Below are 25,560 nucleotides of genomic sequence, written 5' to 3' on the forward strand. Positions count from 1 at the left end.
AGTGAGGACTTTAGTCCTTGATGAATGCGGACTAAAGTCCTCACTACGAACCAATTTTTCTGAGTGAGGACTTTAGTCCTTGATAAATGCGGACTAAAGTCCTCACTACGAACCAATTTTTCTGAGTGAGGACTTTAGTCCTTGATAAATGCGGACTAAAGTCCTCACTACGAACCAATTTTTCTATTATTTGTAGTGAGGACTTCAGTTTTCTTGCGGACTAAAGTCCTCACTACAAACCTAATTCCCAGAAATTTTCTGCTGTTACTTGAATGCGGGGTAGCGACATTAAAGAATCGTAAAAATTGCTCGTACTCGATCTATATGATACACCGAAACTATACCCACTTGCTCCGATTAAATGCGCTACAATTTCATCGACATTCCCGTAGGGATAGGCAAAAACTCTCACAGTTTTCCCTAATCCCCGTTCCAAAGTTGCGCGGGATTTCGCCGCTTCGCGCACAATTTCTGTGGGGGACAATGAAGTCAGAGGCTGATAAGTGGCAGACATGGAACCAAATTCAATCCCTGCATCCCGCAATTGTCTAATTTCCGGCCATTCCATTAACTGTACTTGGTCAAATTCGGCTTTTTCCCAACTATTTGTCTTTCCTATTGACTCGGCTACTAGAAAAACAGTGGCTGTAAAGTCAAGGCGTTTTAGCAAAGGGAAAGCGTAGGTTGAAAAGTCGAGATAGCCACCGTCAAAAGTTATCAATACAGCTTTACCTGGTAAAGGAGTTTTAGTTAGTATTGCATTTTGCCAATCTTCCCAAGTTGCACTGTAATAACCATTTTCTTTCAGATACTGCAACTGTTGTTCAAAAACCTGCGGAGTAATTGCATTTATAGCATCGGGAGAAATGCGACGGTAGGCTAGAATCGAGAGTTTTTCTGTAAAGCTATCAATGTCAAATATTTGAGGTTTCACTGAGTGAGAAACTTCTCGGTGAGGCGATTTTTGCCAAATGATTTCGGGTGCGTAAAATAATTGCTTTGGTAACTCGTTTTCTCGGGGAATTTGCATTATCACTTCCCCTGCGATTGCTGCTGATTTCGTTAATTCCCGCAGCGCCTGGGCAGGGAGTGCGGCGCGACGGCTGATACTGGTTCCTGTGGCACCGTATCGCCTACCAAACATCATCGCATCTTGGGGGTAAATGCCCCTAGAACCCTTTGCATTCAACCAGTCGGGTAGATTCGACCTTTGTTGGGCAGCAGAGGTTAAGTACTCGCGCAGCGATTTCTGATTGTCTAACGGTTTTCCTAACAAAGCTTCTCGCACGGTGGCGACGCACAACTCAAAACCGATATGTCGAGTAATTGTCGATCGCACTTTTTGAGCAGAAACAAAATTATTTTCCACGGTAACAGTTACAATAGCGATCGCCACACCGCCTACTGTCACCAGCACGTCAATTTCAGCAAGCTCAACTTTGATGTTAGGCAATTCTGCGCTAACTTCCACAGCAATCAAGTCTCCATCGAGAGTGATTGTGACTGCTTCATCGGCGGTTTCGGGATTGTAAAAATTAGCCTCAACCCAATTCGGACGATTCCAGATTTCTTGTAAAAATAGCGTCCATTCCAGTTGGGGAGTTTCTGGATTGTGTTGAAAGAAGCGTGAAAGTATTGGCCAAGCAAACTGGGCTGCGATCGCATCTGCCAACACCGCACCCGTCACAATCCCGTCACAGATGGGCAATTCAATAAGGGACTTGCGTAGAAATAAGAGCCCAGCCATGCTATTGTATTGTCGAAGGAGCAGCCAAAGGATTGGTATAGTATTAAGCTCCAAATCCCTAACTTCGAGTTCAACACCTGCTAACTTGATTGTACAGCACAGGCGATCGAATATTTGTGGAACCTTAATATCCGAAATTAATTCGCTCACCTCCACCGTAACCTTGTAGGCAATTCTCGAATTTACCCACTCGATATGAGTTAGAATATTTTTAATTTCACTATCTTTAAAAACTCGATGATATTTGTGAACCTTAGTGCTTTGAATATCCCTGGCAATTCCTTGGTGCCAAGGTAAATTTAAACTCAGCTTAGCTGCTTTTTCCTTATAATTAATCAGCATTTCAGCATCATACTCAATTCCAATGAAATTACAAATATCCTCTAAAACTAATTTTTTGTTTTCTACAAAATCTTCATATCTAACCAATATATGATTAGATTTATCCAGATACTTATGGCTAGTTAATACTGCATATTTCCATCGCTCGATACAGCGTTCTAAATCCCAACCACTACCCCACAATTCGTTAAAATTTCGAGTGGCTTCATACATAGAAGCGATGCAATCCATACTATTTCGCAAAATATGTATAAACTTAACATCCGGCAAAAAGCGCTCTATATCCTCAATAAAATATATGTGTTCCGGCGTTTTTTCCAACCAAATGCTTTTGTTTTCTTCCGCAGCCAAACCATCCAAAACTCTCACAAACCAACTAACTTTAGCTTCCACACTTTGGCTGTCATCAAAACCTTGCAAAAATTCAGGTCGATTAATCTCATCATTGAAAAAAGCTTCTATCCTACTTGGCAACTTTGCCACAAACTTCTCGTACAATAAATAGTGAAAAAACTTAGATTCAGGGAAAGAAATAACTTCGGGATGGGCGGCTAATAAACTTTGCAGAATTGTCGTACCGCTTCTCGGAGCTCCTACTAAAAATATTCGTTTCATTTTTATACTTTACGATCTTTTTTTAAGTGAACCGCAGAGAGCGCAGAGGACACAGAGGAAGAGAAAGAAGAGGTATGATTCATCTTCCTCTCTGCGCTCTCTGCGCCCTCTGTGGTTAAAAACTTTTTTCCTAACTCCAACTAAAATCTTCCTTCAACAAGTCAGAAAGCTCCTGATTGTAATGCTTAAAATAATTTGTTAATTCTTGTTCGATTTCCGCAGGCATATTGCTGTAATCCTCAGCACTATTAGCATGATATTCTTTGACAGCACTAGCCTTGATATCCAAGAATTCTAACACCTGAGAAAACACATCTCCCGGATTTTTTTGAAAATCTTCGCTTTTGAGAATTAGCAACTGTTCCCTGGGGAAATAATCGAGCCAATTCTTGAGTTGTTCGACATAGATTCCCCGCGACAAGTAGGAATAATGCTGGTGGTTGAAACTGTAATAACCTTCATCGGCTTTGATTTTTTCGATCTCACCTTTGAGTCTGTCTGGTTCAGATGCGATCGCCTTTTCAAAATCCAGCTTTTCACAGCCGATCGCCACTTCTAAATGATAGTGCATCCACGCTCTTTGTACCGGGTTGCGGAGCATCACAATCAGCTTAACATCCGGGAAACACTTGTAAACCCGCTCGGCCACCAACGGATGGTAAATATAGTAAGGAGTCATCTCCCACAGCAGCACTTTGTCACCTGCGACACTCCGCGTCAACTGCTTGCTGTACCACTCAACACCGCGCTCGAAATTCAATTCAAAAAAGTGTACTTGCTTAGCACCTTCTTTGATATTTTGCAAGTGATTTTCTAGATAGCCGTATAAAGCTTCGGTGCTGCACTTTTGAGCGCCCAGAATTAAAAAGTCAGGTGACTGCTTATTTTTCAACTGAGTGGAAATCTTGGCGTAGCTGGGATTATTTTTGTTCAAAGCGTGAACTTTGTCAGTTGTTTCTGGCAAATCCAGCACCTCCATTTTGCCGTCAAATTCCCAGCGGTAGGGCGGACAAAGGATCGTTTTTTGGTGTACAGTCGATCGCACGTACAGCGGATAAACGTGCCAGTGATAATCGTAGGCGTAGGCCCAATTCTTCTCGTAAACCCCAGGATTCACGTAATACTGCCCGTTTCCTAAATCCAGCCTGTCTACGTGCAGCCGAATTTTGCCTTTACCTTTCGCCAGCGGTATCAACCGCCCCATTTGATTAGTATTAGTCTCAAAACAACTTTGACCGTCTTCCCGACTGATTGTCACCCCAAAAATAGCAGCAGCAATCGGTTTCGGAACCGTATAATGAATTTCAATAGTAATCGTATCGCCGCTGTCTATTTCTTCATCCGGCAACACTTTGACATCCGTAATTTCTACGTCCAAAGAACCGAAACGGTTTTCATTAACTCGCAATTCCGATCCCGTACTTGTAACTTGAGGAGGACGCATGGGAGTGCGCTTGTCAGTTTCCGATCGCATTTCCGACAAATACTGGCCGACTACGATTTCCGTCTCTCCGTAAGCCATGATTTTACCATCCCGCAGCCACATACCCCGATCGCAAGTTTTTTGAATTTGCGCCGCACTGTGAGAAATTAAAACAATCGCTGCTCCTTGATTTTTAAACTCATCTATCTTTTTCAAACATTTAGTTTGAAAAGCCACGTCTCCAACCGACAAATATTCATCAATTAACAAGACTTCCGGATTGGTATGAATTGCCACTGAAAAAGCCAACCGCATTCGCATCCCCGTGCTGTAAGTCCGCAGCGGGCTGTCGATAAACTGTTCTAATTCCGCAAATTCAACAATCTCGTCAAACCGGCGCGCCGCTTCCCGGCGAGTCAAACCGGCCACCACTGCGCCCACAAACACATTTTCTCTGCCCGTTAAATCCGAGTGAAAACCGGCACCCAAATCTAACAAACCACCAATTCTACCGTTAACTTTAATCGTGCCTTCCTCAGCGCGGCCGATACCGCCAACAAGTTGCAGCAGCGTGGATTTTCCCGCCCCATTTTTGCCGAGAATTCCCAGCATTTCCCCTGGCGCAACTGTAAAGCTGACATCCCGCAGCGCCCAAAAACTTGCCTGGGGTTTCATCCGCCACCAACCCCACAATGCAGCCTCCATAATTGTCAGAGGTCGATCGGCACTGTAGCGGTTGAAACGCTTACCTAAACCGTTAACTACAATAGCGTTACGCATTTACAATTCCTCCACAAATCGATCGCTTTGTCGTCTAAAAATTCCTAGTCCGAGCGGCAAAAGAGCAGCCACAACCAAGCTAAGAATTAGCAGGGTTGGCCAGTTCGGCTGGATACCTTTGAGCAGTATTGCCCGGTAAGCTTCTATCAGCGGCACCATCGGATTTAACTGATAGAAAGGCTGAAATTCTTTGGGTACGCTTTTGAGGTCGTAGAAAATTGGAGTTAGGTAAAAAAGCATCTGCAACAACACGCCCAAAGTGTGCTGGGTGTCGCGGAATGTAACGTTAATGGCCGCTAGGGGATAGGCCAAACTCACAGTCAAAATGAATTGAATAATCATCAAAAGTGGCAGGGAAAGCAGCGCTGAAGTTGGCTGAATTCCGTCCATTGCCAAAAAGATAATTAGCACCGGCAGCGCCAGCAGAAAGTGAATCAATCCGGTGGTAGTTGTCACTACAGGCAAAATAGCTGTCGGAAAATTTGGCTGTCTGATTAGAGCCAGATTTCCCGTAATTAGTCCGGTTGCTTGAAACAGTGCTGTCTGAGTCCAAGTCCAAATTAACAAACCGCTGAATGCAAAGGAAGAAAACTGCGGAATATTTACCGGAATTACCGATCGAAATACAAAGGAAAAAACCGCCAACTGCAACAGCGGGTTGATCAAAGTCCAAGCAATCCCCAGGGTCGATCGCTTGTAGAGTAGTTTCATGTCGCGATCGACCAACTCCCGCAGCAAATCGAAAAAATGAGCAATTTTGCGCCGATTTACCAGTTTTACCGCTTTGATCACTGTAAACCTCCAACGATTATCGGCTGTTCAACTTCCTGCAATTCCTCCTCGGGGAGAGCGGCCAACCGCTGGGCTTGCAACTGCGCTTCCCTGTAAGCAAAAGGACTTTGCAGAGCTCCCATCAACTCGCTCACGATCAATTTGCGAGGAAACCAGCCCGGATGCCTCAAACGCTTCAGCATCCACCCGCTAATCCACTCAGACCAAGCAAAACGCAAAATTTCCAGGCGGCTGACTGTACGGTTGCGATCGCACGTCAACAAATAAGCCCCAAAACCGCGTCCGTTATCCCTTAGCTGCCGGCTCAAAGCCTCGCCGCTGCGCCTGTGTACGTGCCACACTAAAGCTCTGGGTTCGTAGAAAGTCGAGTATCCCTTCGCCAAAATCCGGTGAAACATCTCGATATCCCCAGCCCCCCGAGTCGGAGTCCCCACATCCAAAGCTGGGTCAAAATTCCCAACTTCCGCGAACACTTGACGCCGGAAACCCATATTGGCGCCGACTCCGTAAGCGCTCGACCACAGCAAGCCCTTCGCCGAAAGCTGCCTACCATCAACCTTAAAACAGTGGGTGTATTGCAGCATTCCCCCATAGTCGAATTCAAATTGAATTTGAGCCTCTGTTTCGAGTTCCGCTGGCGCCACTAAACCGCTAACTGCCATAATTTCCGGGTCAGCAAAACCCGCAGCCATTCCTCGCAGCCAACCGACATCCGGTCGCACGTCGTCGTCTGTAAAAACAACAATCTCGTGGCTGGCTTCAGCGATACCGCGATTGCGCGCCCAATCCAATCCTGGCCGTTCTTCCTTGACGTAGCGTACAGGTAATCGCGCCACGAATTCAGCGGTGCTGGTGTTGGAAGGAGCGTTGTCTATAACGATGATTTCGCGTTCGGGATAGTCCACAGCAAGGATTGCTTCCAGAGCGCCTTTAAGTAAGTCTGTGCGATCGCGCGTGCAGATAACCACGCTAATTGGGGGCAGCGGATAATTTGGCTTTCTTTCCAAGCCCAAATGCTCTGGGAGAATTACTTTTGCCAATTCCTTGCCTATTTGTGCCACAATTGTCGATCGCACCCGCTCTGCCGAAATAATTGCCTGCCAAGGATCGTTTAATATTTCCACCCATTTTAGAGGCACTCCCCGATAGAATACCAAGAGGCGGATCTTTTCGTATTTCTCAAGTCCGCGAATCGGATTTATCGGTTCTAAAAACTCGATTTTCAGTAGTTTTATTCCCATAAATTGCTCCTAAAAACAGTTGACAGTTGACAGTTGACAGTTGACAGTTGACAGTTGACAGTTGACAGTTGACAGTTGACAGTTGACAGTTGACAGTTGACAGTTGACAGTTGACAGTTGACAGGTGACAGTTGACAGTTGACAGTTGACAGTTGACAGTTGACAGTTGACAGTTGACAGTTGACAGTTGACAGTTGACAGTTGACAGTTGACAGTTGACAGTTGACCGAAAGAGAGCGCTCTCTATCCTTAAGTTCGAGGATTGAATTAATGAATAGTCCAATCTGAATTTCTCCCGCTCTCGGTTCCGGATTTCAACCAATTCTTTCTGGTAAGAAGAAGGAAGAAGGAAGAATTTACTCGTTACCAGGCTGTGCCTGGTAACGGAGATTAGGAGGCTCTGCTTCATAATCCTGTGCCGAGGCAGAGCCTCTGGATCTAGGTTACTTTCGCTGTGCCTGGGAACCTGTTATTCCCCATTACCAATGAACAATTACGCATTATTCAACTGCCAACTCATAATTTTTTTCCAAAGCAATTAGAGGGTTTTCGAGATCCGTTTCAGCAGTTTTGGGCATACCGTTAACCGCGATCGCAATTAGCAATTGATCCGACACTAGATTAGCCAGAATTGAACGCAGGTGGACGCCCCGCAGCGGCTCGACACCAAATTTGGGAGTGACGTGACCGACAAGCATTTCACCGTAACGGAGATAAATGCCATCGGGCCGTTCAGCGTCGAGCAACCTTTCTGCTGCTTCCCAACCTTGCTGCAAATCGATCTCTATTTCGCGATCGCTCAAATCGGCGCGGGCCACCCCACCCTGCATAAAACTAGAAATTGCCGATCGAGTTTTCAACTCATCAATCACCCCCCGAAAATACCAATAACCGCGCAATTTTCCGCGCAGCCACCGCCAAGTTGTACGCATCCCCAAGTTTTCGAGAACATCCAGAGCTTTTCTCAGTCCCGCAGCCAGCAAATCCACCGCCGCCGGCCAGGAAAACGCGACATTAGTTAAAATTTTGTCTGCCAAGGAATAAGGAATTTCGTAGTCTTTGATGTGCAGTAGGGGTCTGAGTTCCGGGTGTCGCTGACCGATTAAAACATCCGATCGCCCTTCTTGACGAGCTCGGCGAAAAGAGCGATCGAGATTGTTAGTTTCGTGTTCGTAATGATAGCCGACAGCTTCAGTCGCCATCACAAAAGGTACACCAGCTTTCAGCAAGCGCACCCCAAACTCGTAATCTTCGCCGCCGCAGTTCCCGAAAGCCGCATCGAAGCCATTTAGACGAGCAAACAGTTGTGCATCCAGAGAAAGATTCCCACTAACCAAATCTTCGTACTCGAATCGGCGATCGTGGCGGCTCATCAGATAAAATTTTTCTTCCCACCAAGCCCGCACTTCCACATCAAAATATCTAGTGCTTCCTTGCAACTTAGGCGGGTAAGGGCCCATAACCACCGAGCCCGGTCGTTCTTGGTGAGTCCGAACGTGGCTTTCCACCAGTAGCGGCATGGCTTCGATATCGTCATCCAGAAACAGCAGCAATTGTCCGCTAGCAGCCGATGCTCCTGTATTGCGGGCAATTGAAGCACTCCGGCAATTTACCTCGATCGCGTGCAGTTTAAATGGAGCTTTGTAGTCTTGTAGCATTGCCAAAGTATCGTCAATGCAGTTATCTGCGACGACTGTAACTTCCATGAGGTCGATCGGATAAGTTTGCGATCGCAGAGCATCGAGAGCCCGCCGCAGCGAAGAACTGCGATTGTGACTCGGAATAATTATACTAACAGTTGGATTTTCTCTATTCATAAAAAACACTCGGCAAGTGGGAAACTCAGCGACTTTAGTCCTGAGAGGAAAACGACCCGGCGATTTCAATCGCCTTGAATCTTCAAAATGCGTAACTGTAACCATCTTTCCTGTAAACAATTTTGCAGTATTTATGGCTAATCCCTTGCACCAATTCTGATGCCGAGATGTTGAATGAACCTGTCGATCTAACTGCAACTCGACCCACATATTCACCGATTTTTCTGCCACTGGTAACAACTGCTTTTACGATGTCGCCCGTTTGAAAACCTTTGACAAACTTGTTTCTCGGAACGTACCGAGATGGGAAGCCAAACTTGTCTGTGCGACACATTTGACGAGTTCCGTGTCCAGTCGCTTTGATTAGCAGCGGCTTACTCGTTAGTACGGACAAGGATTCAATTTGACCCACACAGACCGCATCAAGCCAATGAGTTTTAGGTAGTTGTAGTCGAGTACGATTGAACTTGGTCAGTCCACCTGAACCAGTTAAAACGGGCAACCCTGTTTCCTTCAGTCGAGAGAGCAACGCCCATCGAGTTGAATTCACGGCAGCAGCATCTTTGAGCGGACGCTTAGCTTGTGCAAGAATCTTCCTCAAAATGTCAGGTTTTTTGACTAAGAATTGCTGAATATCCTGAGTTCCTTTTTTGAGGTTGCACTTCTCACAAGCAAGGCAGAGATTGGAGACTCGACTGCTTCCACCTTTAGCTTTTGGCTGAATATGCTCTATCTGTAAAGGTATATTTTCGGCACTACAATAAGCGCATTTTCTGCTCCATTTGTTGAGTAAATATTCACGAACTTCGTAACCTTGTAGTTCACCCTGTTGGTACTCGACCCCTGAGATTTCAGGATTTTCTAGTTGCTGTAGGTCAAATCTGACAAGCTCTTGAATAATTAAACCAATCGGCGCAAGTTTTCGTAATTTGTTGACCCAAGTCAGGGTGGTTTCTACCCGGTGCTGCAAGGATGGTGCTAACCAACTTTTTTGGCGGGTACGATTTAAAAACCTTGCTTGGCGGTAGCGAGTATGACGGCTTCGTCTTCCTCGACGTAGTGAGTGACGGGAATCAAGACTTGCTTTGATGGCTTGACCTCGGTGAGTTAATTCAGCGCCAAAAATTACTTTTTCGCCCTGTAATAAAGCGATGCCAGTAGTTTTAGATCCTGGGTCTAATTTAAGAGTAATTGATTCAATAGTTGCTGTTACCGCCTTTTTGAGAATAATTGTGAACGGGAATCGTCTAAAAACAGCAGCTTTACCAGCGGTTAACAACTTACGAGCCATTGACGGCTTGCAAGGCGTGAGTGGTTTTTTGTTTGCATCAACTACGAAAATAAAATTGGACATTGTTGCGTCCTCCACTTGCGTGTAATGTTAGCCTCGTCAATGTTATAAAGGCTTTTTCCGGCTGATAGCACTGTCTCAGTGACTTTAAGACTGTTTAACTACCAGCGACAGAGCAGGGGACTGGCTTCGCATCCCAGGGTGTCGTAACCCAAATAACGTAGACCTCTAAGGTCTTAGACTGGTCAGCATAGCTTGTTTGATTTCTCTCGCAAGCTCAGTGGCGTTGATTCCCTGAGTTACTGACATTAGATTTGATTGGGAATTTGTAATTTGTAATTTGTAATCGGTAATTTTTGATTTACTCGTGACTAATGATAGTTCACAATTTGTAGGGGCAGTGTCCCCGTGCCGGCCCTCTCCGCTGACAGTTGACTAATGACCAATGACTAATGACTAATGACTACTGACTAATGACTTCTTCTGGGATTTTTTCAAACTGCTTCCGAGAAGCAAAATAAGCCATCGGCCCCTTAACACAGCCCCGCAATTGAGCTAACAGCAAATCACTTGGAACCGACTCGGGTTGCTTGCGAAAAGAAGCAACTAATTCAGGAATTTGTTTGTGCCGCAGCCATCCCCAAGCTAATAGAGGTACGCTAAATTCTCGGTTGATAAAAAACATCCGAGTCCAAAAAGCATAGACTCCGATGCCGTAACCGTGGAGCGTTTTTTCCAATTCTTCCCAGGTGCGGCGGTGGCGGTGCCAACTCAAGGCTCTCGGTTCGTAGACGATGCGGTAGCCAGCGCGCAAAATGCGAGCAAACAGTTCGCAGTCTTCGCCCCCGACAGTCGGCGTCCCCGCCCCCAAAGCTTCGTCAAACAGGCCTATCGAGTCGATCGCGCTTTTCCGCAAAGCCATACTCGCTGACACACCCACCGAAGCTACAATCAGCGGGTTGCAGTGTGCCCCATCAAAAACTTGGCGATAGAAGCCCCGCCCGTGGGGGCTGTAGCGCTCGAACCATTCTTGTGCTTTGGTTTCGAGTTCTAAAGGCATAATCAGCCCCGTGACGCACATAACTCGCGGATCGCTAAAATTTTGCAAGAGCGATCGCAACCAATTCGGATCTGGCACGGCATCGTCATCTGTAAACGCTACAAAGTCGTGTTTAGCTTCGCGTAAAGCTCGGTTGCGGGCAGCGCTGGAGCCCGGTACGTCCTCGCGCACATAGCGGACTTTTGGATAGTTTTCAACCAGTTCCCTGCTCGCCTCCGTGGCGGGACAGTTGTCAATTACTAAGTATTCCTGACCGTCGTCGGGCAGCCGCATAAACGCGTCGAGACAGCGCTGCAAATCTTCCGGGCGATCGCGCGTGCAAACCGCTACAGTGGCTGTTGGCATTGCCTGTACCGGCCCGCGTTCGTCCCATTCCAGGGTATCGTAGAGCCAATCTTTCCAAAGGCGATCGCCCACAGCATTCATCAGTGTTTCCCGCAATTGAGAACCCTCAATGCGACCTCCGACTAGCGGAAAAAGAGCTTGACCGATCGGTTTTCCGTGCAGTCTAATTAAAACCAAGGCTTTGCTGTAACGCTCCTCAACCGCTATTTCTGGCGGTAGTTGGGAGATTTCCAGGTCGAGAATAGCTGTTGCCATTTTAGATTTTAGATTTTAGATTTTAGATTGCAGAATTGTGAATTTTAGATTGCTGAACAAGGTTCAAAAAAAACATCTATTCTCCGTATTTTACCGGATGTCTTTTAGCCAAAATTGTTGTAGGAGATAGCAATTTATCAATGTCATACTTGTCGCTCACCGATCGCGAATCAAACATAAAGCCTCATTTTGGTGATTGCTGTTATTTATTTTTACTTTCGATCGTCGGCTGATGTCAAGTTTTTTTTCTATACAAATTTTACCCTCGAAGGCGATCGCGCGTTGCGGCTGATGTCAATTGCAGGTGTTAATCGCCCGTGCTGTCGGGGTGACGATCGAATATTTAGTCGAGATTTTGGCAAATTGAGGGCTAACATTGAAAGGGAGCATCTCATTTTTTCAAAAAGCATTTTTTCTTTCAGTGCGAGCGTCCCCGCTCGCGTGGTTTATAAACCACGCGAGCGGGGACGCTCGCACTACAAATGCAAAACTGAGATGCTCCCCATTGAAAGGACTAAAGTCCTTACTACGAACCAGTTTGTAGTAAGGACTTCAGTCCTTCTGCTTCTATATAGCTTCAGTCCTTATGCTTCTATACTCGCGTTTGACTGTGCAAAATTTCTGCTAACAGCATCTCTTGGCTTTTCGCAGGTTCTTTGCAAGTCAAACACTCACAAACTAACCCGATAACACCTTCAGGTAAATCAGCCTCAATCTGACAGACAGCAGTCGGATAATACCGCGAAATCAATCCAGGAATCTGGTCGGGCGACGTGCGAATTAAGGTAGAATGCTGGTACCAATCCAAAGCCGAAAGTAGACTCGGACAAGCTTGGGGACTATCTCGGACAATACTGCTGAAAACTTGCAAAGCTTGTTGGGCGCGATCGAGATATTCTAAATTCTGAGCCAGCAGCGCCAAACGAACCAAAGAGGCGATCGCAATTCCATTCGCCGCCGGAGTGGCATTGTCAGTATAACTGCGTTCCCGCACCAACAAATCCCCGCTAGCATCCTTAGCAGTATTGTAATACCCGCCCAATTCCACGCTCCACAAAAACTCATCAAACTCATCTTGCACCCGCACAGCTTTCTCCAGCCAAAACTGAGAATTCGGCAATTGCTGTACAGATTCCCCGTTTCCTAACATCAAACTCGCTTGATGCAAATCCAACAAAGCTTTCACAAACAAAGCATAATCTTCTGACTGCGCCGCCACAGCAGATTGTCCGTCATAATTCAGTCGCTGAAACCGCCCGTCAATCCACTGATTGTCTAAAATAAAATTAGCAGCTTTCACAGCCAATTCCAAATACTCAAAATTCCCAAAAACAGCCGCCGCCCGCGCCAAACCCGAAATCATTAAGCTATTCCAAGCCGCAATCATTTTCGTGTCAGTAACTGCTGGAATTCTCCCCGGCCAACTGTGGTTTTGCGCTTCTTGATTGTTGCGGGCGGGCGGAAAGGTTTTCACAGCATCTGGATAGTTGCCGTAGCGCAGAGCAAAAAGTTTAGCTAATGCCGTTTCTACCGTTGCATTCAGTTTTCCCGGATGTCGGCGCTGCAATACATTTTTGCCTTCAAAATTGCCGCTGCGACTAATATCAAACGCTTCTTGAATTTCAGCAAATTCCTCGATAGTTAACAGGGTTTGTAGTTCGGTGTAAGTCCAAACATAAAACGCTCCTTCTTCCGGCTCAGAGCCCCCCGTTTCTCCCCCTTGGTAAGGGGGCGTTGGCAGGGTAAAACTGTCAGCATCCTGTGCAGCATAAAAATAGCCACTCGGCGCGGTCATTTCTCGCTTCAACCATTCTACTGTCCGCGCGATCGCACTTTCAAAAGCAGGTTCTTCAATTCCCGCGCTCCACAAATTCGCTAAATACTCTACAATTTGACCGTTGTCGTAGAGCATTTTTTCAAAGTGCGGCACAGTCCAAGTCGCGTCAACCGTATAGCGGTGAAATCCCCCGCCTACGTGGTCGTAAATGCCGCCCAAGGCTAAGTCTAAGCCGCGCTGAGTGCAGACTTGTTTGCTATCGTATTTTGCATCAAAATTAAAGCGCGTTCCCCGCAGTGCTAGCTCAGCATAGGGCATCATTGGAAAACTGGGCCCGGGGTTACTGCCGGCAATAATTCCGGTATTGAGTTCTAAGCCTTTTTGGAAGACTTCGCGATTTAATTCTGCGGTTGCTACTGACAGCAGCGCCGACTGGTGGAGGTTGTCTAAAATTTCTCCTTTGAAGGCTTGCAACTTGCGCTTTTCTGTGTCGTAAAAGCGGCGAATAGATTGCAAAACTTCTAAAAATCCGGGGCGTCCGTAGCGCGGAGTTACGGGGAAATAAGTGCCACCGTAGAAGGGAACTCGCTCGTCGGGAGTGAGAAAAACGTTGAGCGGCCAACCGCCTTGGCCGGTCATCATTTGCAAAGCTTGCATATATATGCTGTCGATGTCCGGGCGTTCTTCGCGATCGACTTTTATCGGTACAAACTGCGAATTCATGTATTCGGCGATCGCGCGATCGGAAAATGCTTCTCCTTCCATCACTGTACACCAGTGGCAACTAGAGTAGCCAATTGACAAAAAAATCGGTTTATTTTGGCGCAGGGCCGTTTCTAAGGCTTCGTCGCACCAGGGCCACCAGTCGATCGGGTTTTCGGCGTGTTTCCGCAGGTAAAGGCTTTGGGATTGAGCAAGACGGTTGACCATAATCAAAGATAATTTAACTCGTGCTGACTGCGCTTGTTACTTCTCTAGCAGTTTAGCGCCAGATGTTGTAGTTGCATCCTTCTCATTCGCCCTCTTTTAAAATTATCACTCAATATACTTGGGTTAACAGTTTTGTGTGTCATTGCTGACCGGAGCGAACAGCGCAGCAATCTCGGTATCTGTGTTTCACCGACTTTTACTTCCGCAACGGTATTATCTCAAGGATATTGTCTGATAGCTTAAGTTATCTGGGTTGAAAATGAGTCGATCGTGTCGGATAGCCTTCAATCAACATAGGTTACACTGTGTTCTTCGCTGATTCCAGCCGTTGCTGCTGCTAAAATCAAAATCTACGTGCGTAAGAGAAAACACCTAAGTACGGTCAATGAATTCACAAATTTCGGTAAATTCCAGGAGCATCTTCATTCCTCAAAAACTTCATCAAAACTTTATCAAAACATATTGCGCCTACCTGTTTTTAGGCTTATATTGAAGATGTGAACGAAACAAACATAAGTCCAGCAAACTTGCAAACATAAGGTATTAATCATGAAATTTCCATTAACATTTGTTCAGTCCATTGTATCTGTTGCCAGTGTCGCTGCTCTTAGTGCTTTGTCCGCTGCACCTGCCTCCGCCTTCACCTTTGGTAATGTCGTGGGTGGCGATACAGTGGGAGACGCCTATAAAGATAGCTTTACCTTTGACGTAACAGGAAATGCATCATCAGTTTTTTTTAAGATTGCCAACTCGGGCAATGCCGCAGCCTCTACTATGTTTATTAGTAAAGTTTTCTTTGATGATAATGGCTATCTGTCTGCTCCCACAGCTAACGTTGGCAACACTGGTGACGTAGCCTTTACTGGTGGTGCTTCTAACGATCAGCTCCCTCAAGGTGGTAATGGCTTCACCACAGACTATGCCTTCTCACGTGACAATGGTGCTGGTAATAAATGGGGCGTCCAAGGTGGCGAAGCTCTGGGATTGAGCTTTAGTGGTAATTATAATAATGTAATTGCCGCCTTGAATAGCGGTGCCTTAAAATTAGGTTTGCACGTTCAAGCGTTGCCCAATGGTGCAAGCGATACTTTCGTCAGCAGCAGTGCCAACACTGAAAATACTCCCGAACCTTTAACCATGCTTGCTGCGGGAGCCGCAGTTGGTTTTGGCGCCATGTTCAAAAAGCAACGCGCTCAAGCTCAAAAAGCTGAATAGACAGCCATCATTTTAAGGGGTTTTGCATCAGGGGTTGACCCCAAATAATTACTTCTAGATATCTCTAAAAATCTGGTTTCATCAAGAAACCAGTTTTCCTAATATCTGGGTATTATTTAAATCACACCATCTAATCTATTAACTAATAACTAATATCAAAATGTTTAAAAGAAAACTTTTTTTGCTAATCGTTATTGCCACAGGTTTAATAACACTGAACATGACACTCCTTTGGAAAATGGGGGATATAGCACATTTTTATATGAGTATAGTTTTTTGGTTGGCTGTGGGTTCCCTACTTTGGGATAAGCAGGATAGTCTAAAACAAGGAGGGGTAAAAAGTGACACAATATCAATAGTTGCTGGAACCATATTAATAGCTTTTATTTTATTAAAAAGTGCTATGGTTTCCAGTCAATCAAGTTATTTTTTAAGACTGGCACCTTTTTTATCTGGTTTAGGTTTGAGCCTAATTGCGGTAGGTTTTAAACATTTAAAACAATATTGGCGTGAATTGCTAATACTATTTGTCCAGGGAGTTCCCAGTGTAATTACATCACCTTTATCGGAGAATATGGCCACACTTACTGCTAAATTTGCTCATGTTATTTTGTGGTATTTAGGTTTTGATGTAATGCGTGAGGGTAATTATGTTGCTTTACCGACAGGAAGGGTCTTTGTATATGGGGGATGTTCGGGTATGGAGGCAATGAATTACTTATTAGGTTTATCTGTAGTTTGTTTAGTGATGTTTCCTACAAAACAAAATAAAGCTTTGGTAATAGGTGTAGCTATCGCTTTGGGTTATATTGTCAATGGTTTTAGAGTGGCTGCAATGGCATTGTTAGTTGCACATAAGCGCCTAGATTTGTTTAAATATTGGCATGATGGTGAAGGTTCTTTAGTGGTGGGGATGATTGCGGTAATTTTGTTTGGGATATTTTATCAATTTCTCTTGAAAAAAGATAGCAAAATTCGTAAATTTTTGGCAAATTAATTAGTTTAAACGTGAAATAATATCACGAAAATATTAGTAGGAATGCCTCATTTTTTTTGAATCTATCAACAGCCAATTATGGTAATTAATATTTTTTTTTGAAGCTCTTATTTTGATTATATTTTGATAGTATTTTATGTATGTTTGCAAAAAAATCCCAGCTTTACTTTTTGATTAATAAGTTATGTCTTATTAATTATTCGTTATTTAACACTCATCTGCGCCTGAAAGACGGGATGGCAGACACGGGGCAATATTTACAAATTTATTTAGACATTTTATTTAGACGCACTCTCGTTAAATTTATTCAGACCGACCGCCTCGATCGTGTTTTAATATGATGATTGATTATTGAGAGCTACAATGAGTTTATCATCTCGAAGAACGTTCAATCAACGGCTCGGAAAATTTTTACTGACTGCCGCATTTCCTCCCGCTATTCTCAAACAGTGCCAAGCTGAACCCTCAAACCAAGCCGAACCATCGAACCAAGCGGCATTAAACAGCAATAGTAAGAAAGTTCCGACTAAAAAAGTAATTCCCGAAGTAGAATTATTCGTGCCGACTTTTTTAGGAAATGACCAGCGCAGGTTTTACGGTAGAGGTGTCCCCAAAGGATTGAAGTTAATCAACAAGTTTGAGCTAGGAAGCGGCCGGACTTTTCTGGGAAGGCAATCTCAAGTTTGGAGTGGTGCCGGTTGGACAGGACAGCCAACAATTACCAGAGACCGGGATAAAACTTATTTGATTATAGGTTCTTTCGACCACTATTTGCACAAAATAGACATGGCGACGAATAAGGAAGTTTGGCGCTATGAATTTGATGATATAATTAAAGGAAGTTCAACAATTTATATCGACAAAACAGCCAACGCTGAAAACAGAATTGTGATTTTGCAAGGCAGCCGCAGCGGCGGTGGTGGCAAAAATGTTGTCCCGAGTTTTAGGGCAATATCTTTTAGAACTGGTAAGGAACTGTGGAAGTTGGACATCCGGAGAACGCCGAGCTACAGTCAGGATAACGATAGCAGTGCTTTGTATCTGGGCGATGGCCTGTTGTTCAATGCGGGGGAAAATGCGATCGGCTATTTTATCAATAGTTCGGTCAGCAAAGCGAAAGTTAAACAAGGAATTAAGCAACCGCAGATCTTGTCAGAAGTGCAGCTTTATGCGCCAGGAGATATCAGCAAGCACGGCGGTAACTTGGTAGCAGAATCATCACCTTCTCGGCTCAAAGATAGACTGTTTATAGCTGCGGGTTCTGGACATATTTATGGGATAAGTATTAAAACAAAAAAGATAGTATGGGATTTCTATACTGGCTCAGATATTGATGGAAGTGCTGTAATATCTAAATCGGGGAAATTGTTTTGTGCGATTGAAAAACAATACATTGCAGGTAACGGCGGAGTCCTCAAACTAAATCCCAACAAAGAACCGAATGCCAGCGTCGAATGGTTTTTACCTACCGGAAATCGCCGACTTTCAGGCTGGGAAGGGGGGATAATCGGTTCGGTGGCGTTGAATGATGAGTACAATCCTGGGGGGTTTCCAGCGCTATTTGCCACAAATGCGATCGATGGCAATTTGTACATCGGTTCCCAAGATACGATTACAGGTAAAAAGAATTCTGTACCTTGGCGAAATCAGTCTTACGATACTCCGGTAATTGTGTTTAAAAAGGAGATTGGTTCTTCGATTTCTACTCCGATATTTACTGATGGAAATAAACTAATTAGTGCGGGATATAATGGTGTTTATTTGTTTGAGTTGAAGTGGGAACGAGCGAAGTCGGGAGATAAGAATGCTTTGAAAAATGCTAAGGGCGAGTTTTACCGTTTGAAGGTAAAAGAATCGGGTAGATTTAAGCCGGGTTTATCGTTTGAGGCGACACCTGTTGTTTGGGATGGCATTGTGAGGATTTGCGCGCGGGATGGCTGGATGTATACTTTGGGTTAGAATTGATATTTTGCACAAGACAGCAGCAACAGGCTTTCTGGCCTGTTCCACAAGACAGCCGCAACAAGCAAGATGCCTGTTCCACAATACAGCAGCAACAAGCAAGATGCCTATTCTACAACTAATCTATTATCTTGTAAAACTGGCTTCTTGCTCGTGCGATCGACTTTCGGCAGTTTCCGGGTGTTGAAATCCGCCAATGGCACCACCTACCGTTTAACAGCGCTTATCTCTATCATGGAAAGGATATCAGGAATTATAGGAAACTTGTTATGGCAACAAATGACAGTCAAATAAATCAAATTTACGGTGCGGAGGATGCTCAAGGTATTTTACAGCTTGCGATCGCACGGCGACAAGATGACGGCGAACTTTCCCGAGTGCAGCTTTTCGAGATTGGGGCGGAATTAGGCATTTCCGAACAGGATATCGTGGCGGCGGAACAGCAATGGTTAGCCACTAGAGGGGAATCTCAAGACAAGCTGGTTTTTAACTCTTACCGTCGCGGCAAATTGCGAAAAAACTTGACAAAGTACGGCATTGTCAATACTTTTTTAGTTTTGTTTAATCTAGCAGGATCCCACGAGCTTTCTTGGTCACTCTTCATTTTACTAACCTGGGGATTGGGATTGTCGCTGAATGCTTGGAATGTTTATCAAACTGAAGGGGAAGATTACGAACAAGCTTTTCAGAGGTGGCGTTTGAAGAAACAGGTGGGACAGTCGATAGGTACGGCGACGGATAAGTTTGTGAAGTGGTTGCAGTCTTGATATTCAGTCACTTGTTTGTCAGTAACAGATTTATTACCTTAACTTCGCAATTACACAGGAAACTAATCAATTTTAACATCAGTCTCCATCGCGCGGAGTTCCGCTTTGAGATGAGGATTTAACCCCCAGGCCTGCTATTGCGAAGCAGCCCAAATCAGTTGCAAATGTAATTAAGTACCCGCAGCGTAGTTATGCCTCTTCGTGAATCGTCCAATCCCAACCTCAAGCAAAAAATGCTATAATACCAACTTTAACTGCTAAAAATATCCGCGAGCCGAAAACACAAGAAAATCTTATGGTGATTATTACCTCACAAGAAATTGCCCAATTTCGATCGCAATTAGCGGAATATCCCGCAGCCCTCAAAGCCCTAGACGAAATCGAAGATTGTGAAGGCAACATCGAAGATGCAGCTATTTCTCTAGCAATTCAAGCTGGACAAGAACCGAATATCTCTGAAAACTGGTTGGACGGATTGGCAAAAAGATGCCGCGTTGCTATTTGCAAATCTGAGATAAAAGAAGATTTGATAAACGGACAATTGAATGCTGCTTTTAGAGATTTAGTTGCTGCCAAAACTTGCCCGCAGATTTTGGTGACATCGGTGATTATTTATGTATTTAAAACTGGGGTAAATGATTTTTGCGAGCCTCTTGAATATCAATTGTAAAGGTATCGATGGAGTTAAGATTCCCCAATTTCCTAAAACATGATACAACGAGGGGATTGCGTAGAGATAGCTACGCTTATCTACTACTGTGCGCGGCTGTAGCCCGCAGGCACGACATCCGGTGACAAACCCAAAGATTTCCCCAGCAAGCGAGCAAGTTGCACTAAAAAATTAGCAGTATCTTCGTCACCTTCCCGGGCCATTGAAGCTGATATCTGGATTAGCATCTGCACAAATCCCGCATCTATTAAATCGGAACAGGAACTTAAAACCTCTGGTTCCTGGCCGTTGGGACAGGTAAGCACTCGCTCGATCAAGTTCAAATAAGCCTCTTGACGTTCTGAATTCATTTTGGGGGGAAATGTACAGTAAATAATTTATTATTACGTTTAACTCGGTTCTGTCAATCAGGCGATCGAATATGCGATCCCCGTCTTTCCTCTAGAAACTCCATTCAGTCAGGAATAGACAGAAGCTTAAAGAAAATCTTAAGTTTTTTGATGCTACTTGAGTGGAACTCTCGGTGGGCAGTACGCGCCCTAAAATTCAAGGGTAAGGTGCTTGTAGCTCTACCTTATACCAATTTTTTATGAGGCTGCATAGAATCCGATCCCCCTTAGCTTGCCCCCTACTCCCCCTTAATAAGAGGGGGGGACAAGATTATTCTCAAAGTCCCCCTTCTTAAGGGGGATGCGAGGGGGATCGAGATATGTGCAACGACCCATTAAATTGGTATTACGATTCAACGGAATTAGGGATATAAAAATGAAAATAGGAATATTTTTAGGAAATCTAGGAAATCCCGCCATCTACTATCCGACACTAGGCAAAATTACTGGGGGAGTCGCAGCGAGCATTTTTCTGTGCCAATTATTGCAATGGCAAACACAACAGTCTAACTCCGGCGAATGGGTGAAAACTAACAGCAGCGAAATTGAAAAAGCTACTGGTTTAAATCGCGAAGAACAGGAATTAGCGATACGGCTGCTGAAAGTGCGATCGCTCCTGAAGCAAAAATCCACAAATCTCAACACTCTGGAACTTTGGGCGGATATTGACGCTTTTGAAGAAAAAGTTAATAACTTGTTGATACCTGATTCCGGGAATAGTATAACACAAACAAGCCGCGAAAACAACAATGTTCCTGTAGAAATAGTAGCCGAAACTTACCCCCCAGAGCGTACAGTTAAAACAGACAAGTTTTTCGGGCAACCCCGCCAGCAAATAGCGGTTGCAGTCAATCCCAATTACCGATTTAGCGGGCCTTGGAATTCCCAAGAAGAACTGCATAACTTTCAACGAGCTTTAGAAGAATATGCCAGACAGCATAACTTATGGTTTGGTAATCCTTCGGGATGGGCTTTTAAAATTATTGATAGCATGACAAAGGGCTTAACTTCGACTTTTTGGGACGAGTTTATCGCGGGAATTCCTTTAGGAGAAAGTCAGAAAGTTAAGCGGGAGTGGGAAATTGAGCCGGAAGTGCCTTATCCGGCGTTTGAGGAGGAGCGAATTCAGTATTACGTGCACAAGGGCGAACCGCTGGAAGCAGCGGTATCTAAAGCCCGCGCTGATTTGAGAAATCCGGTTTTGGGTAAGGATTTGTGGGAGGGTTTTTTGCGAAAGTGCGATCGTATTGCTGATGATGCCCTCAAAGCCAAAAATCTAGGAGTGCAGACACCTTATATGCCACCTTCCTTTACAGAAAAACCTCAATTTACAAAAGAAAGTGTCATGAAGAAACTGGAAGCTATCGCACCTCAAATTTCCCTCACACCATCGACTGCTAACACCCTTTCCCCCAGAACTTTAGTAGAACAACAGGAAAGTAAGGAAAAAGAGTCAGATTCAGTTGTTGAAGCTCCCAGTATTGAACTTTTGCAAAAAGCTTACAAAACTGCGATGGGTCGGAGTATGATTGAAAAACAAATCACCGAACATCCAGAATGGGGCTACGAAATAGTTGACGGTGAGATCGTAGAATCAATTCCTTTTTAGGAGGCAACCATGCAACGAATTAGCGAAATAGATGTATTTGGTTTAGAAAGACCTTCTCTCTCAGAAGCAGAAAGAAAAAGGCTGCGCTGGGAAAGAGGACAGCAAGAGAAAGAGGAAGGATATCAAAAGTTAGCTGAACTGTGTTATTTAGGTGAATATGACATGGCAAAGCAACTTGCAAATAAACACTATAATTGGGGATACGAAATTGTTGACTGTATTGTGATGGAGAGGATAGATTAAAATAAATTAAATGGTGAATGTGCAACTTTACTGAACAAGCTTTAGGAGTTGCCAAAAATCTAATTCCCGGTATTTTATCCAAAATTCAGCAACATTATTTTGTTTTAGTAGCTGGAGAGAGTTGTCATAGTAATCTTTATTCTCAATTTCAGTCATAAACATTTCCCACTCAGCCTCGAAAAAGGGAACTTGTTGAAGTTTTTCTGCTCTAATGATTTCTGCTTGCTGAATCTCTAAGGCAGTTCCTACTAATTCAGGAAGTTTTAAACGGATAGATAATTCTCGTGCTTGTTTGGGAGTCATGATTTTGCTACTTGATTACCCGAATGTCTATGTTACAATTATAGCTAAAACTTAAAGACATATCAAAATATGACAACAACTATTAACGCCAAAAATATAACGCTCGGTGAAGTCAATCAATTTTTGAAATTCCAAGAACAGCTTAATAACGATACGTACACAACCTTTTTATCATTAGAATCCTTAACAGAGATAGAACAGCTAGAACTCGTACAAATCCGCAACGATTTTCGCGAGTACCTCTCTGTTGAAAGAGTCTCTGAAGGACTCGTACAAGCTCTGACTACCTTTCCTTTAATGCGATTGGCTGGGTTTTACCGCCGCCCAATCAAGATGAGTCTAGAACAAGACATTGCTAACATAACTATAGAAGAGGAAGACACAACGATTACAGGCAGATTTGACATTTTAGCAATCAATAAAGAGAAACAAATCGCGACTGATATAGGATTTTGGATTTTAGTAATAGAATCTAAAAACAGTCTAATTGCTCCCCGTGCCGGTTTGCCCCAACTTCTAACTTACGCCTGTAAAAGTTTAGAATATCAAGAGTCTGTCTGGGGATTGGCAACTAGCGGAGAGTTTTATCAGTTTGTCAATATCCGCAGAGGAAACCCCCCAACCTATCAGCTAATGCCATTTCTGACTTTGATGGAACCCGAACCTTCAATTTTGTTGTTGCAAGTTTTAAAAGCTATTTGCAAGCTATAGCCGAAGGATATCATGTCCTATCAATTAGCGACGCGCGATCTATAATGTTTGTAGTGAGGACTAAAGTCCTTCGATTGTAAGGACTTTAGTCCTCACTACAAACCTTTTTTATTATGGTAATCGACCGAACCTGAGATCATTGATAATTGGTAATTGGTAATTGCTGCCAACTGTCAAATGTCAACTGCTATATAGCAATCATAAATCATTTTCAAGCTCGGGAAATTCTGAAACCTTTGCTATAAAATGAGTTTAGGAAGACGAGAGGTAGTCGTACCTTGAAAATCAGATAGGATTGCTATAGATTCGTTTCTTTTGCAGTGCCAGCAGGACGATCTCGCTCTCTGATTGTAAATCATTTTAAGTCGTTAAACAATACTCCCCGATCGACTAAAACTTTCGATCGCCAAGCTAAGATCGGGTAAGCTCAAGGTATTCTGTCACGCCTACACCAAATGAGGAAAAATCATGACGACGCTGCTAATTCAAACCCAAAGCGTCCCAATGACGGTCAATCTCCCTGCGATCGAATCGATGACTGTTGAACAGTTCTATGAATTCTGTCTAGTTAATCGCGATTTGAGAATTGAACGTACTGCCACTGGGGAAGTTATCATTATGTCACCAGCCTTTTCAGATACAGGTAATCGAAACGGTAAGATTTTTCAGCAACTTGCGAACTGGGCAGAAGAAGATGGCACCGGTGAAACGTTTGACTCCAGTGCAGGCTTTACCTTGCCCAATGGAGCAACCCGTTCCCCCGATAGCTCATGGATTAAACTAGAGCGCTGGAATGCCTTAACTGAAGAACAAAAAGCCTCATTTGCACCAATTTGTCCAGACTTTGTGATTGAATTGCGGTCTTCTAGTGACACTCTCAAGGGATTGCAAAAAAAGATGCAAGAATATATTGATAACGGTGTATCACTCGGATTGTTGATCGATCGCAAAAACCGAAAAGTCTACATCTACCGTCCCGATCGAGAAGCTGAAATCTTGGATAATCCTGAAACAGTGAGCGGCGATCCGGAGTTACCAGGATTTGTCTTGCGGATGGCAAAAATCTGGTGATTTAGATTGTTAGATAACAGTTGACAGTTATGAATAGAATAGTACCGGAATCAAAACCGTTTATGAAGCAAGGGTTCAGGGTTCTATTCATGAGGCTATTTATGTCCGCGTTTGATATAGCAATCCTAAATCATTTTTGAATTTCTTACTCCCTCCCCTGATTCATGGGGAGGGTTGGGGTGGGGTCAAAAATTTACGACTCATTTAGGATTGCTATAGTGGCGGTTGCTATACAAAAAAAAGAGGCAGGGAATATTCCCCGCCTCAAATCTGCAATGACTGTTAATCTAAAAGTTAGATTAGCCAGCCAATACTTTTTAGTAGCCTCTGGTGTTTGGCTTGTGCACGATGAAGCTCAGCACTTGGCACTGCTTCACGTTGTCAAAACCCATGACGCGGATGTAGCAGGTGGGGTTTTCAGAGCGGCAAGCTTGAACTTCAGTCATGATTTCTTGGACGCTGCGAGCACCAAACAAAGGCAACTTCCACAATGTCCAGTAGCGCATTTCGGCGGCAGAGGTTTCGTTGAATTCTACGCCGGGAATGTAGCCTTGATCCAAGATGTATTGCAGTTGCTTGGCAATTTGGGCGTCTGTCAGCGGGGGCAAATATGACAGAGTTTCGTAACGACGCTCTTTAGGTAAAGTCTTCATTTTTTGTATCTCTAAGGTGTGTGTTCGATCGCACTTCTCGATCGATTAACTCGACAAATTATCCAGATTCGGTTCAGAATCTATTGAGGATGTTTCAGGATTGCTGCTAGCCACAGACCAATTAAGCTGCGTAATTCGCTCCAAATGCTGGCGTCTGTGTTCCATATTCGCCTGTTGAATGCCAGTACAAACCATTTCTGGCAAAAATTCCGTCACATCGTGAGCCAGATACTCTCGCACAGTCATGATCCGAAATCCTAAATCTTGATTTTCCCTCAGCAGTTCCTCAATGTAAGCTTCTCCATCTTGGATTTTGCCCTTGGTGGAAAAGTCATTCAGCCAGATTGCCAGAGGAGGATTGGTTTCGCTCAACTGAGCTACAACAATCCGCACGGATTGATAGGTTAGGTAACTTGCCAGCACCTTAGCGGTGTCTTTCGCAACTTGTTTGAGATCCATTTGACCCCAGCTCCCTCAAATTTTAGGTTTTGAATTTTAGATTTTGGATGCAAACTTACTTGTAAATCTTCTTCAAAGATAAAGACTTAACAGCAA

General features: G+C 44.2%; 24 protein-coding genes. 10 read left to right on the forward strand and 14 right to left on the reverse strand.

Annotated elements, in window-relative coordinates; genetic code table 11:
- Positions 1 to 232: 232 nt before the first annotated feature.
- From QZ938_RS12835 to QZ938_RS12880, 10 genes are all read right to left on the reverse strand, one after another.
- Complete coding sequence (locus tag QZ938_RS12835) at positions 233 to 2,704, reverse strand: sulfotransferase (protein ID WP_293351809.1); 2,472 nt, start codon at positions 2,702 to 2,704, stop codon at positions 233 to 235.
- A 130-nt stretch (positions 2,705 to 2,834) separates the two neighbouring features.
- A complete protein-coding gene (locus QZ938_RS12840) occupies positions 2,835 to 4,907 on the reverse strand; it encodes a Wzt carbohydrate-binding domain-containing protein (RefSeq protein ID WP_293155690.1) in 2,073 nt (690 codons plus the stop codon).
- Entirely contained in the window at positions 4,908 to 5,699 is a 792-nt protein-coding gene (locus QZ938_RS12845; RefSeq protein ID WP_293155687.1) for an ABC transporter permease, read from the reverse strand.
- On the reverse strand, positions 5,696 to 6,940 hold the full coding sequence (locus QZ938_RS12850; RefSeq protein ID WP_293351807.1) for a glycosyltransferase: 1,245 nt from the start codon (positions 6,938 to 6,940) through the stop codon (positions 5,696 to 5,698). Before QZ938_RS12850 ends, QZ938_RS12845 begins: the two co-directional genes overlap by 4 nt.
- On the reverse strand, positions 6,879 to 7,223 hold the full coding sequence (locus tag QZ938_RS12855) for a hypothetical protein (protein ID WP_293365533.1): 345 nt from the start codon (positions 7,221 to 7,223) through the stop codon (positions 6,879 to 6,881). The genes QZ938_RS12850 and QZ938_RS12855 overlap by 62 nt, the downstream gene beginning before the upstream one ends.
- A gap of 217 nt (positions 7,224 to 7,440) precedes the next feature.
- Positions 7,441 to 8,757 carry a glycosyltransferase gene (locus QZ938_RS12860; protein WP_293351803.1) on the reverse strand — a complete coding sequence of 439 codons (1,317 nt, stop codon included), beginning with the start codon at positions 8,755 to 8,757 and terminating at the stop codon, positions 7,441 to 7,443.
- A gap of 82 nt (positions 8,758 to 8,839) precedes the next feature.
- Entirely contained in the window at positions 8,840 to 10,111 is a 1,272-nt protein-coding gene (iscB, locus tag QZ938_RS12865; protein WP_293334205.1) for an RNA-guided endonuclease IscB, read from the reverse strand.
- Positions 10,112 to 10,511: 400 nt separating this feature from the next.
- Positions 10,512 to 11,708 carry a glycosyltransferase gene (locus QZ938_RS12870; protein WP_293351801.1) on the reverse strand — a complete coding sequence of 399 codons (1,197 nt, stop codon included), beginning with the start codon at positions 11,706 to 11,708 and terminating at the stop codon, positions 10,512 to 10,514.
- Positions 11,709 to 11,956: 248 nt separating this feature from the next.
- A complete protein-coding gene (locus QZ938_RS12875; protein ID WP_293351799.1) occupies positions 11,957 to 12,085 on the reverse strand; it encodes a hypothetical protein in 129 nt (42 codons plus the stop codon).
- A gap of 215 nt (positions 12,086 to 12,300) precedes the next feature.
- Entirely contained in the window at positions 12,301 to 14,415 is a 2,115-nt protein-coding gene (locus tag QZ938_RS12880) for a thioredoxin domain-containing protein (protein ID WP_293351797.1), read from the reverse strand.
- Positions 14,416 to 14,964: 549 nt separating this feature from the next.
- Here QZ938_RS12880 and QZ938_RS12885 point away from each other — a divergent pair.
- The 6 genes from QZ938_RS12885 (at position 14,965) to QZ938_RS12910 (ending at position 20,026) form a co-directional block, all read left to right on the forward strand.
- A complete protein-coding gene (locus tag QZ938_RS12885; protein WP_293155669.1) occupies positions 14,965 to 15,630 on the forward strand; it encodes a PEP-CTERM sorting domain-containing protein in 666 nt (221 codons plus the stop codon).
- A gap of 160 nt (positions 15,631 to 15,790) precedes the next feature.
- Entirely contained in the window at positions 15,791 to 16,627 is an 837-nt protein-coding gene (gene crtA / locus QZ938_RS12890) for a cyanoexosortase A (protein ID WP_293351795.1), read from the forward strand.
- A 363-nt stretch (positions 16,628 to 16,990) separates the two neighbouring features.
- A complete protein-coding gene (locus tag QZ938_RS12895) occupies positions 16,991 to 18,586 on the forward strand; it encodes a PQQ-binding-like beta-propeller repeat protein (RefSeq protein WP_293351793.1) in 1,596 nt (531 codons plus the stop codon).
- Between the two features lie 72 nt (positions 18,587 to 18,658).
- The gene (locus tag QZ938_RS12900; protein WP_293154000.1) at positions 18,659 to 18,883 is read left to right on the forward strand and encodes a hypothetical protein; all 225 of its coding nucleotides are present in this window, start codon (positions 18,659 to 18,661) and stop codon (positions 18,881 to 18,883) included.
- Complete coding sequence (locus QZ938_RS12905) at positions 18,859 to 19,356, forward strand: 2TM domain-containing protein (protein WP_293351791.1); 498 nt, start codon at positions 18,859 to 18,861, stop codon at positions 19,354 to 19,356. The genes QZ938_RS12900 and QZ938_RS12905 overlap by 25 nt, the downstream gene beginning before the upstream one ends.
- Before the next feature lie 295 nt (positions 19,357 to 19,651).
- Positions 19,652 to 20,026 carry a hypothetical protein gene (locus QZ938_RS12910; RefSeq protein WP_293154004.1) on the forward strand — a complete coding sequence of 125 codons (375 nt, stop codon included), beginning with the start codon at positions 19,652 to 19,654 and terminating at the stop codon, positions 20,024 to 20,026.
- Between the two features lie 83 nt (positions 20,027 to 20,109).
- Here the strand turns inward: QZ938_RS12910 and QZ938_RS12915 are convergent, their stop codons facing one another.
- Positions 20,110 to 20,376 carry a hypothetical protein gene (locus QZ938_RS12915; protein WP_293154006.1) on the reverse strand — a complete coding sequence of 89 codons (267 nt, stop codon included), beginning with the start codon at positions 20,374 to 20,376 and terminating at the stop codon, positions 20,110 to 20,112.
- A gap of 415 nt (positions 20,377 to 20,791) precedes the next feature.
- On the opposite strand from QZ938_RS12915, the gene QZ938_RS12920 reads away from it, so the two are divergent.
- Both QZ938_RS12920 and QZ938_RS12925 read left to right on the forward strand, forming a co-directional pair.
- Positions 20,792 to 22,024 carry a hypothetical protein gene (locus QZ938_RS12920; RefSeq protein ID WP_293351789.1) on the forward strand — a complete coding sequence of 411 codons (1,233 nt, stop codon included), beginning with the start codon at positions 20,792 to 20,794 and terminating at the stop codon, positions 22,022 to 22,024.
- 9 nt (positions 22,025 to 22,033) lie between these two features.
- On the forward strand, positions 22,034 to 22,267 hold the full coding sequence (locus QZ938_RS12925; RefSeq protein WP_293351787.1) for a hypothetical protein: 234 nt from the start codon (positions 22,034 to 22,036) through the stop codon (positions 22,265 to 22,267).
- A gap of 27 nt (positions 22,268 to 22,294) precedes the next feature.
- Here the strand turns inward: QZ938_RS12925 and QZ938_RS12930 are convergent, their stop codons facing one another.
- Positions 22,295 to 22,570: a hypothetical protein gene (locus QZ938_RS12930; protein ID WP_293351785.1), complete on the reverse strand. Its 276-nt coding sequence runs from the start codon at positions 22,568 to 22,570 to the stop codon at positions 22,295 to 22,297.
- Positions 22,571 to 22,639: 69 nt separating this feature from the next.
- On the opposite strand from QZ938_RS12930, the gene QZ938_RS12935 reads away from it, so the two are divergent.
- Both QZ938_RS12935 and QZ938_RS12940 read left to right on the forward strand, forming a co-directional pair.
- Positions 22,640 to 23,281: a restriction endonuclease subunit R gene (locus QZ938_RS12935; RefSeq protein ID WP_293351783.1), complete on the forward strand. Its 642-nt coding sequence runs from the start codon at positions 22,640 to 22,642 to the stop codon at positions 23,279 to 23,281.
- A 468-nt stretch (positions 23,282 to 23,749) separates the two neighbouring features.
- Positions 23,750 to 24,352, forward strand: a complete 603-nt coding sequence (locus tag QZ938_RS12940) for a Uma2 family endonuclease (protein WP_293351781.1) — start codon at positions 23,750 to 23,752, stop codon at positions 24,350 to 24,352.
- Positions 24,353 to 24,669: 317 nt separating this feature from the next.
- Here QZ938_RS12940 and QZ938_RS12945 read toward each other — a convergent pair whose 3' ends face one another.
- Positions 24,670 to 25,005, reverse strand: a complete 336-nt coding sequence (locus QZ938_RS12945) for a ribulose bisphosphate carboxylase small subunit (RefSeq protein ID WP_293154020.1) — start codon at positions 25,003 to 25,005, stop codon at positions 24,670 to 24,672.
- Between the two features lie 45 nt (positions 25,006 to 25,050).
- Positions 25,051 to 25,464 carry a chaperonin family protein RbcX gene (locus tag QZ938_RS12950; protein WP_293154023.1) on the reverse strand — a complete coding sequence of 138 codons (414 nt, stop codon included), beginning with the start codon at positions 25,462 to 25,464 and terminating at the stop codon, positions 25,051 to 25,053.
- Between the last annotated feature and the right edge of the window lie 96 nt (positions 25,465 to 25,560).

This window comes from Microcoleus sp. CAWBG27 (assembly GCF_020883145.1).
Classification (GTDB): Bacteria; Cyanobacteriota; Cyanobacteriia; order Cyanobacteriales; family Microcoleaceae; genus Microcoleus.

Excerpts from the sequence above, each read along its gene's own strand:
- QZ938_RS12835 (WP_293351809.1), bottom strand. The coding sequence starts at position 2,704 with ATGAAACGAATATTTTTAGTAGGAGCTCCGAGAAGCGGTACGACAATT.
- QZ938_RS12840 (WP_293155690.1), bottom strand. The coding sequence starts at position 4,907 with ATGCGTAACGCTATTGTAGTTAACGGTTTAGGTAAGCGTTTCAACCGC.
- QZ938_RS12850 (WP_293351807.1), bottom strand. The coding sequence starts at position 6,940 with ATGGGAATAAAACTACTGAAAATCGAGTTTTTAGAACCGATAAATCCG.
- QZ938_RS12860 (WP_293351803.1), bottom strand. The coding sequence starts at position 8,757 with ATGAATAGAGAAAATCCAACTGTTAGTATAATTATTCCGAGTCACAAT.
- iscB (WP_293334205.1), bottom strand. The coding sequence starts at position 10,111 with ATGTCCAATTTTATTTTCGTAGTTGATGCAAACAAAAAACCACTCACG.
- QZ938_RS12870 (WP_293351801.1), bottom strand. The coding sequence starts at position 11,708 with ATGGCAACAGCTATTCTCGACCTGGAAATCTCCCAACTACCGCCAGAA.
- QZ938_RS12875 (WP_293351799.1), bottom strand. The coding sequence starts at position 12,085 with ATGTTAGCCCTCAATTTGCCAAAATCTCGACTAAATATTCGATCGTCA.
- QZ938_RS12880 (WP_293351797.1), bottom strand. The coding sequence starts at position 14,415 with ATGGTCAACCGTCTTGCTCAATCCCAAAGCCTTTACCTGCGGAAACAC.
- QZ938_RS12885 (WP_293155669.1), top strand. The coding sequence starts at position 14,965 with ATGAAATTTCCATTAACATTTGTTCAGTCCATTGTATCTGTTGCCAGT.
- crtA (WP_293351795.1), top strand. The coding sequence starts at position 15,791 with ATGTTTAAAAGAAAACTTTTTTTGCTAATCGTTATTGCCACAGGTTTA.
- QZ938_RS12895 (WP_293351793.1), top strand. The coding sequence starts at position 16,991 with ATGAGTTTATCATCTCGAAGAACGTTCAATCAACGGCTCGGAAAATTT.
- QZ938_RS12900 (WP_293154000.1), top strand. The coding sequence starts at position 18,659 with ATGCCTGTTCCACAATACAGCAGCAACAAGCAAGATGCCTATTCTACA.
- QZ938_RS12905 (WP_293351791.1), top strand. The coding sequence starts at position 18,859 with ATGGCAACAAATGACAGTCAAATAAATCAAATTTACGGTGCGGAGGAT.
- QZ938_RS12910 (WP_293154004.1), top strand. The coding sequence starts at position 19,652 with ATGGTGATTATTACCTCACAAGAAATTGCCCAATTTCGATCGCAATTA.
- QZ938_RS12915 (WP_293154006.1), bottom strand. The coding sequence starts at position 20,376 with ATGAATTCAGAACGTCAAGAGGCTTATTTGAACTTGATCGAGCGAGTG.
- QZ938_RS12920 (WP_293351789.1), top strand. The coding sequence starts at position 20,792 with ATGAAAATAGGAATATTTTTAGGAAATCTAGGAAATCCCGCCATCTAC.
- QZ938_RS12925 (WP_293351787.1), top strand. The coding sequence starts at position 22,034 with ATGCAACGAATTAGCGAAATAGATGTATTTGGTTTAGAAAGACCTTCT.
- QZ938_RS12930 (WP_293351785.1), bottom strand. The coding sequence starts at position 22,570 with ATGACTCCCAAACAAGCACGAGAATTATCTATCCGTTTAAAACTTCCT.
- QZ938_RS12935 (WP_293351783.1), top strand. The coding sequence starts at position 22,640 with ATGACAACAACTATTAACGCCAAAAATATAACGCTCGGTGAAGTCAAT.
- QZ938_RS12940 (WP_293351781.1), top strand. The coding sequence starts at position 23,750 with ATGACGACGCTGCTAATTCAAACCCAAAGCGTCCCAATGACGGTCAAT.
- QZ938_RS12945 (WP_293154020.1), bottom strand. The coding sequence starts at position 25,005 with ATGAAGACTTTACCTAAAGAGCGTCGTTACGAAACTCTGTCATATTTG.
- QZ938_RS12950 (WP_293154023.1), bottom strand. The coding sequence starts at position 25,464 with ATGGATCTCAAACAAGTTGCGAAAGACACCGCTAAGGTGCTGGCAAGT.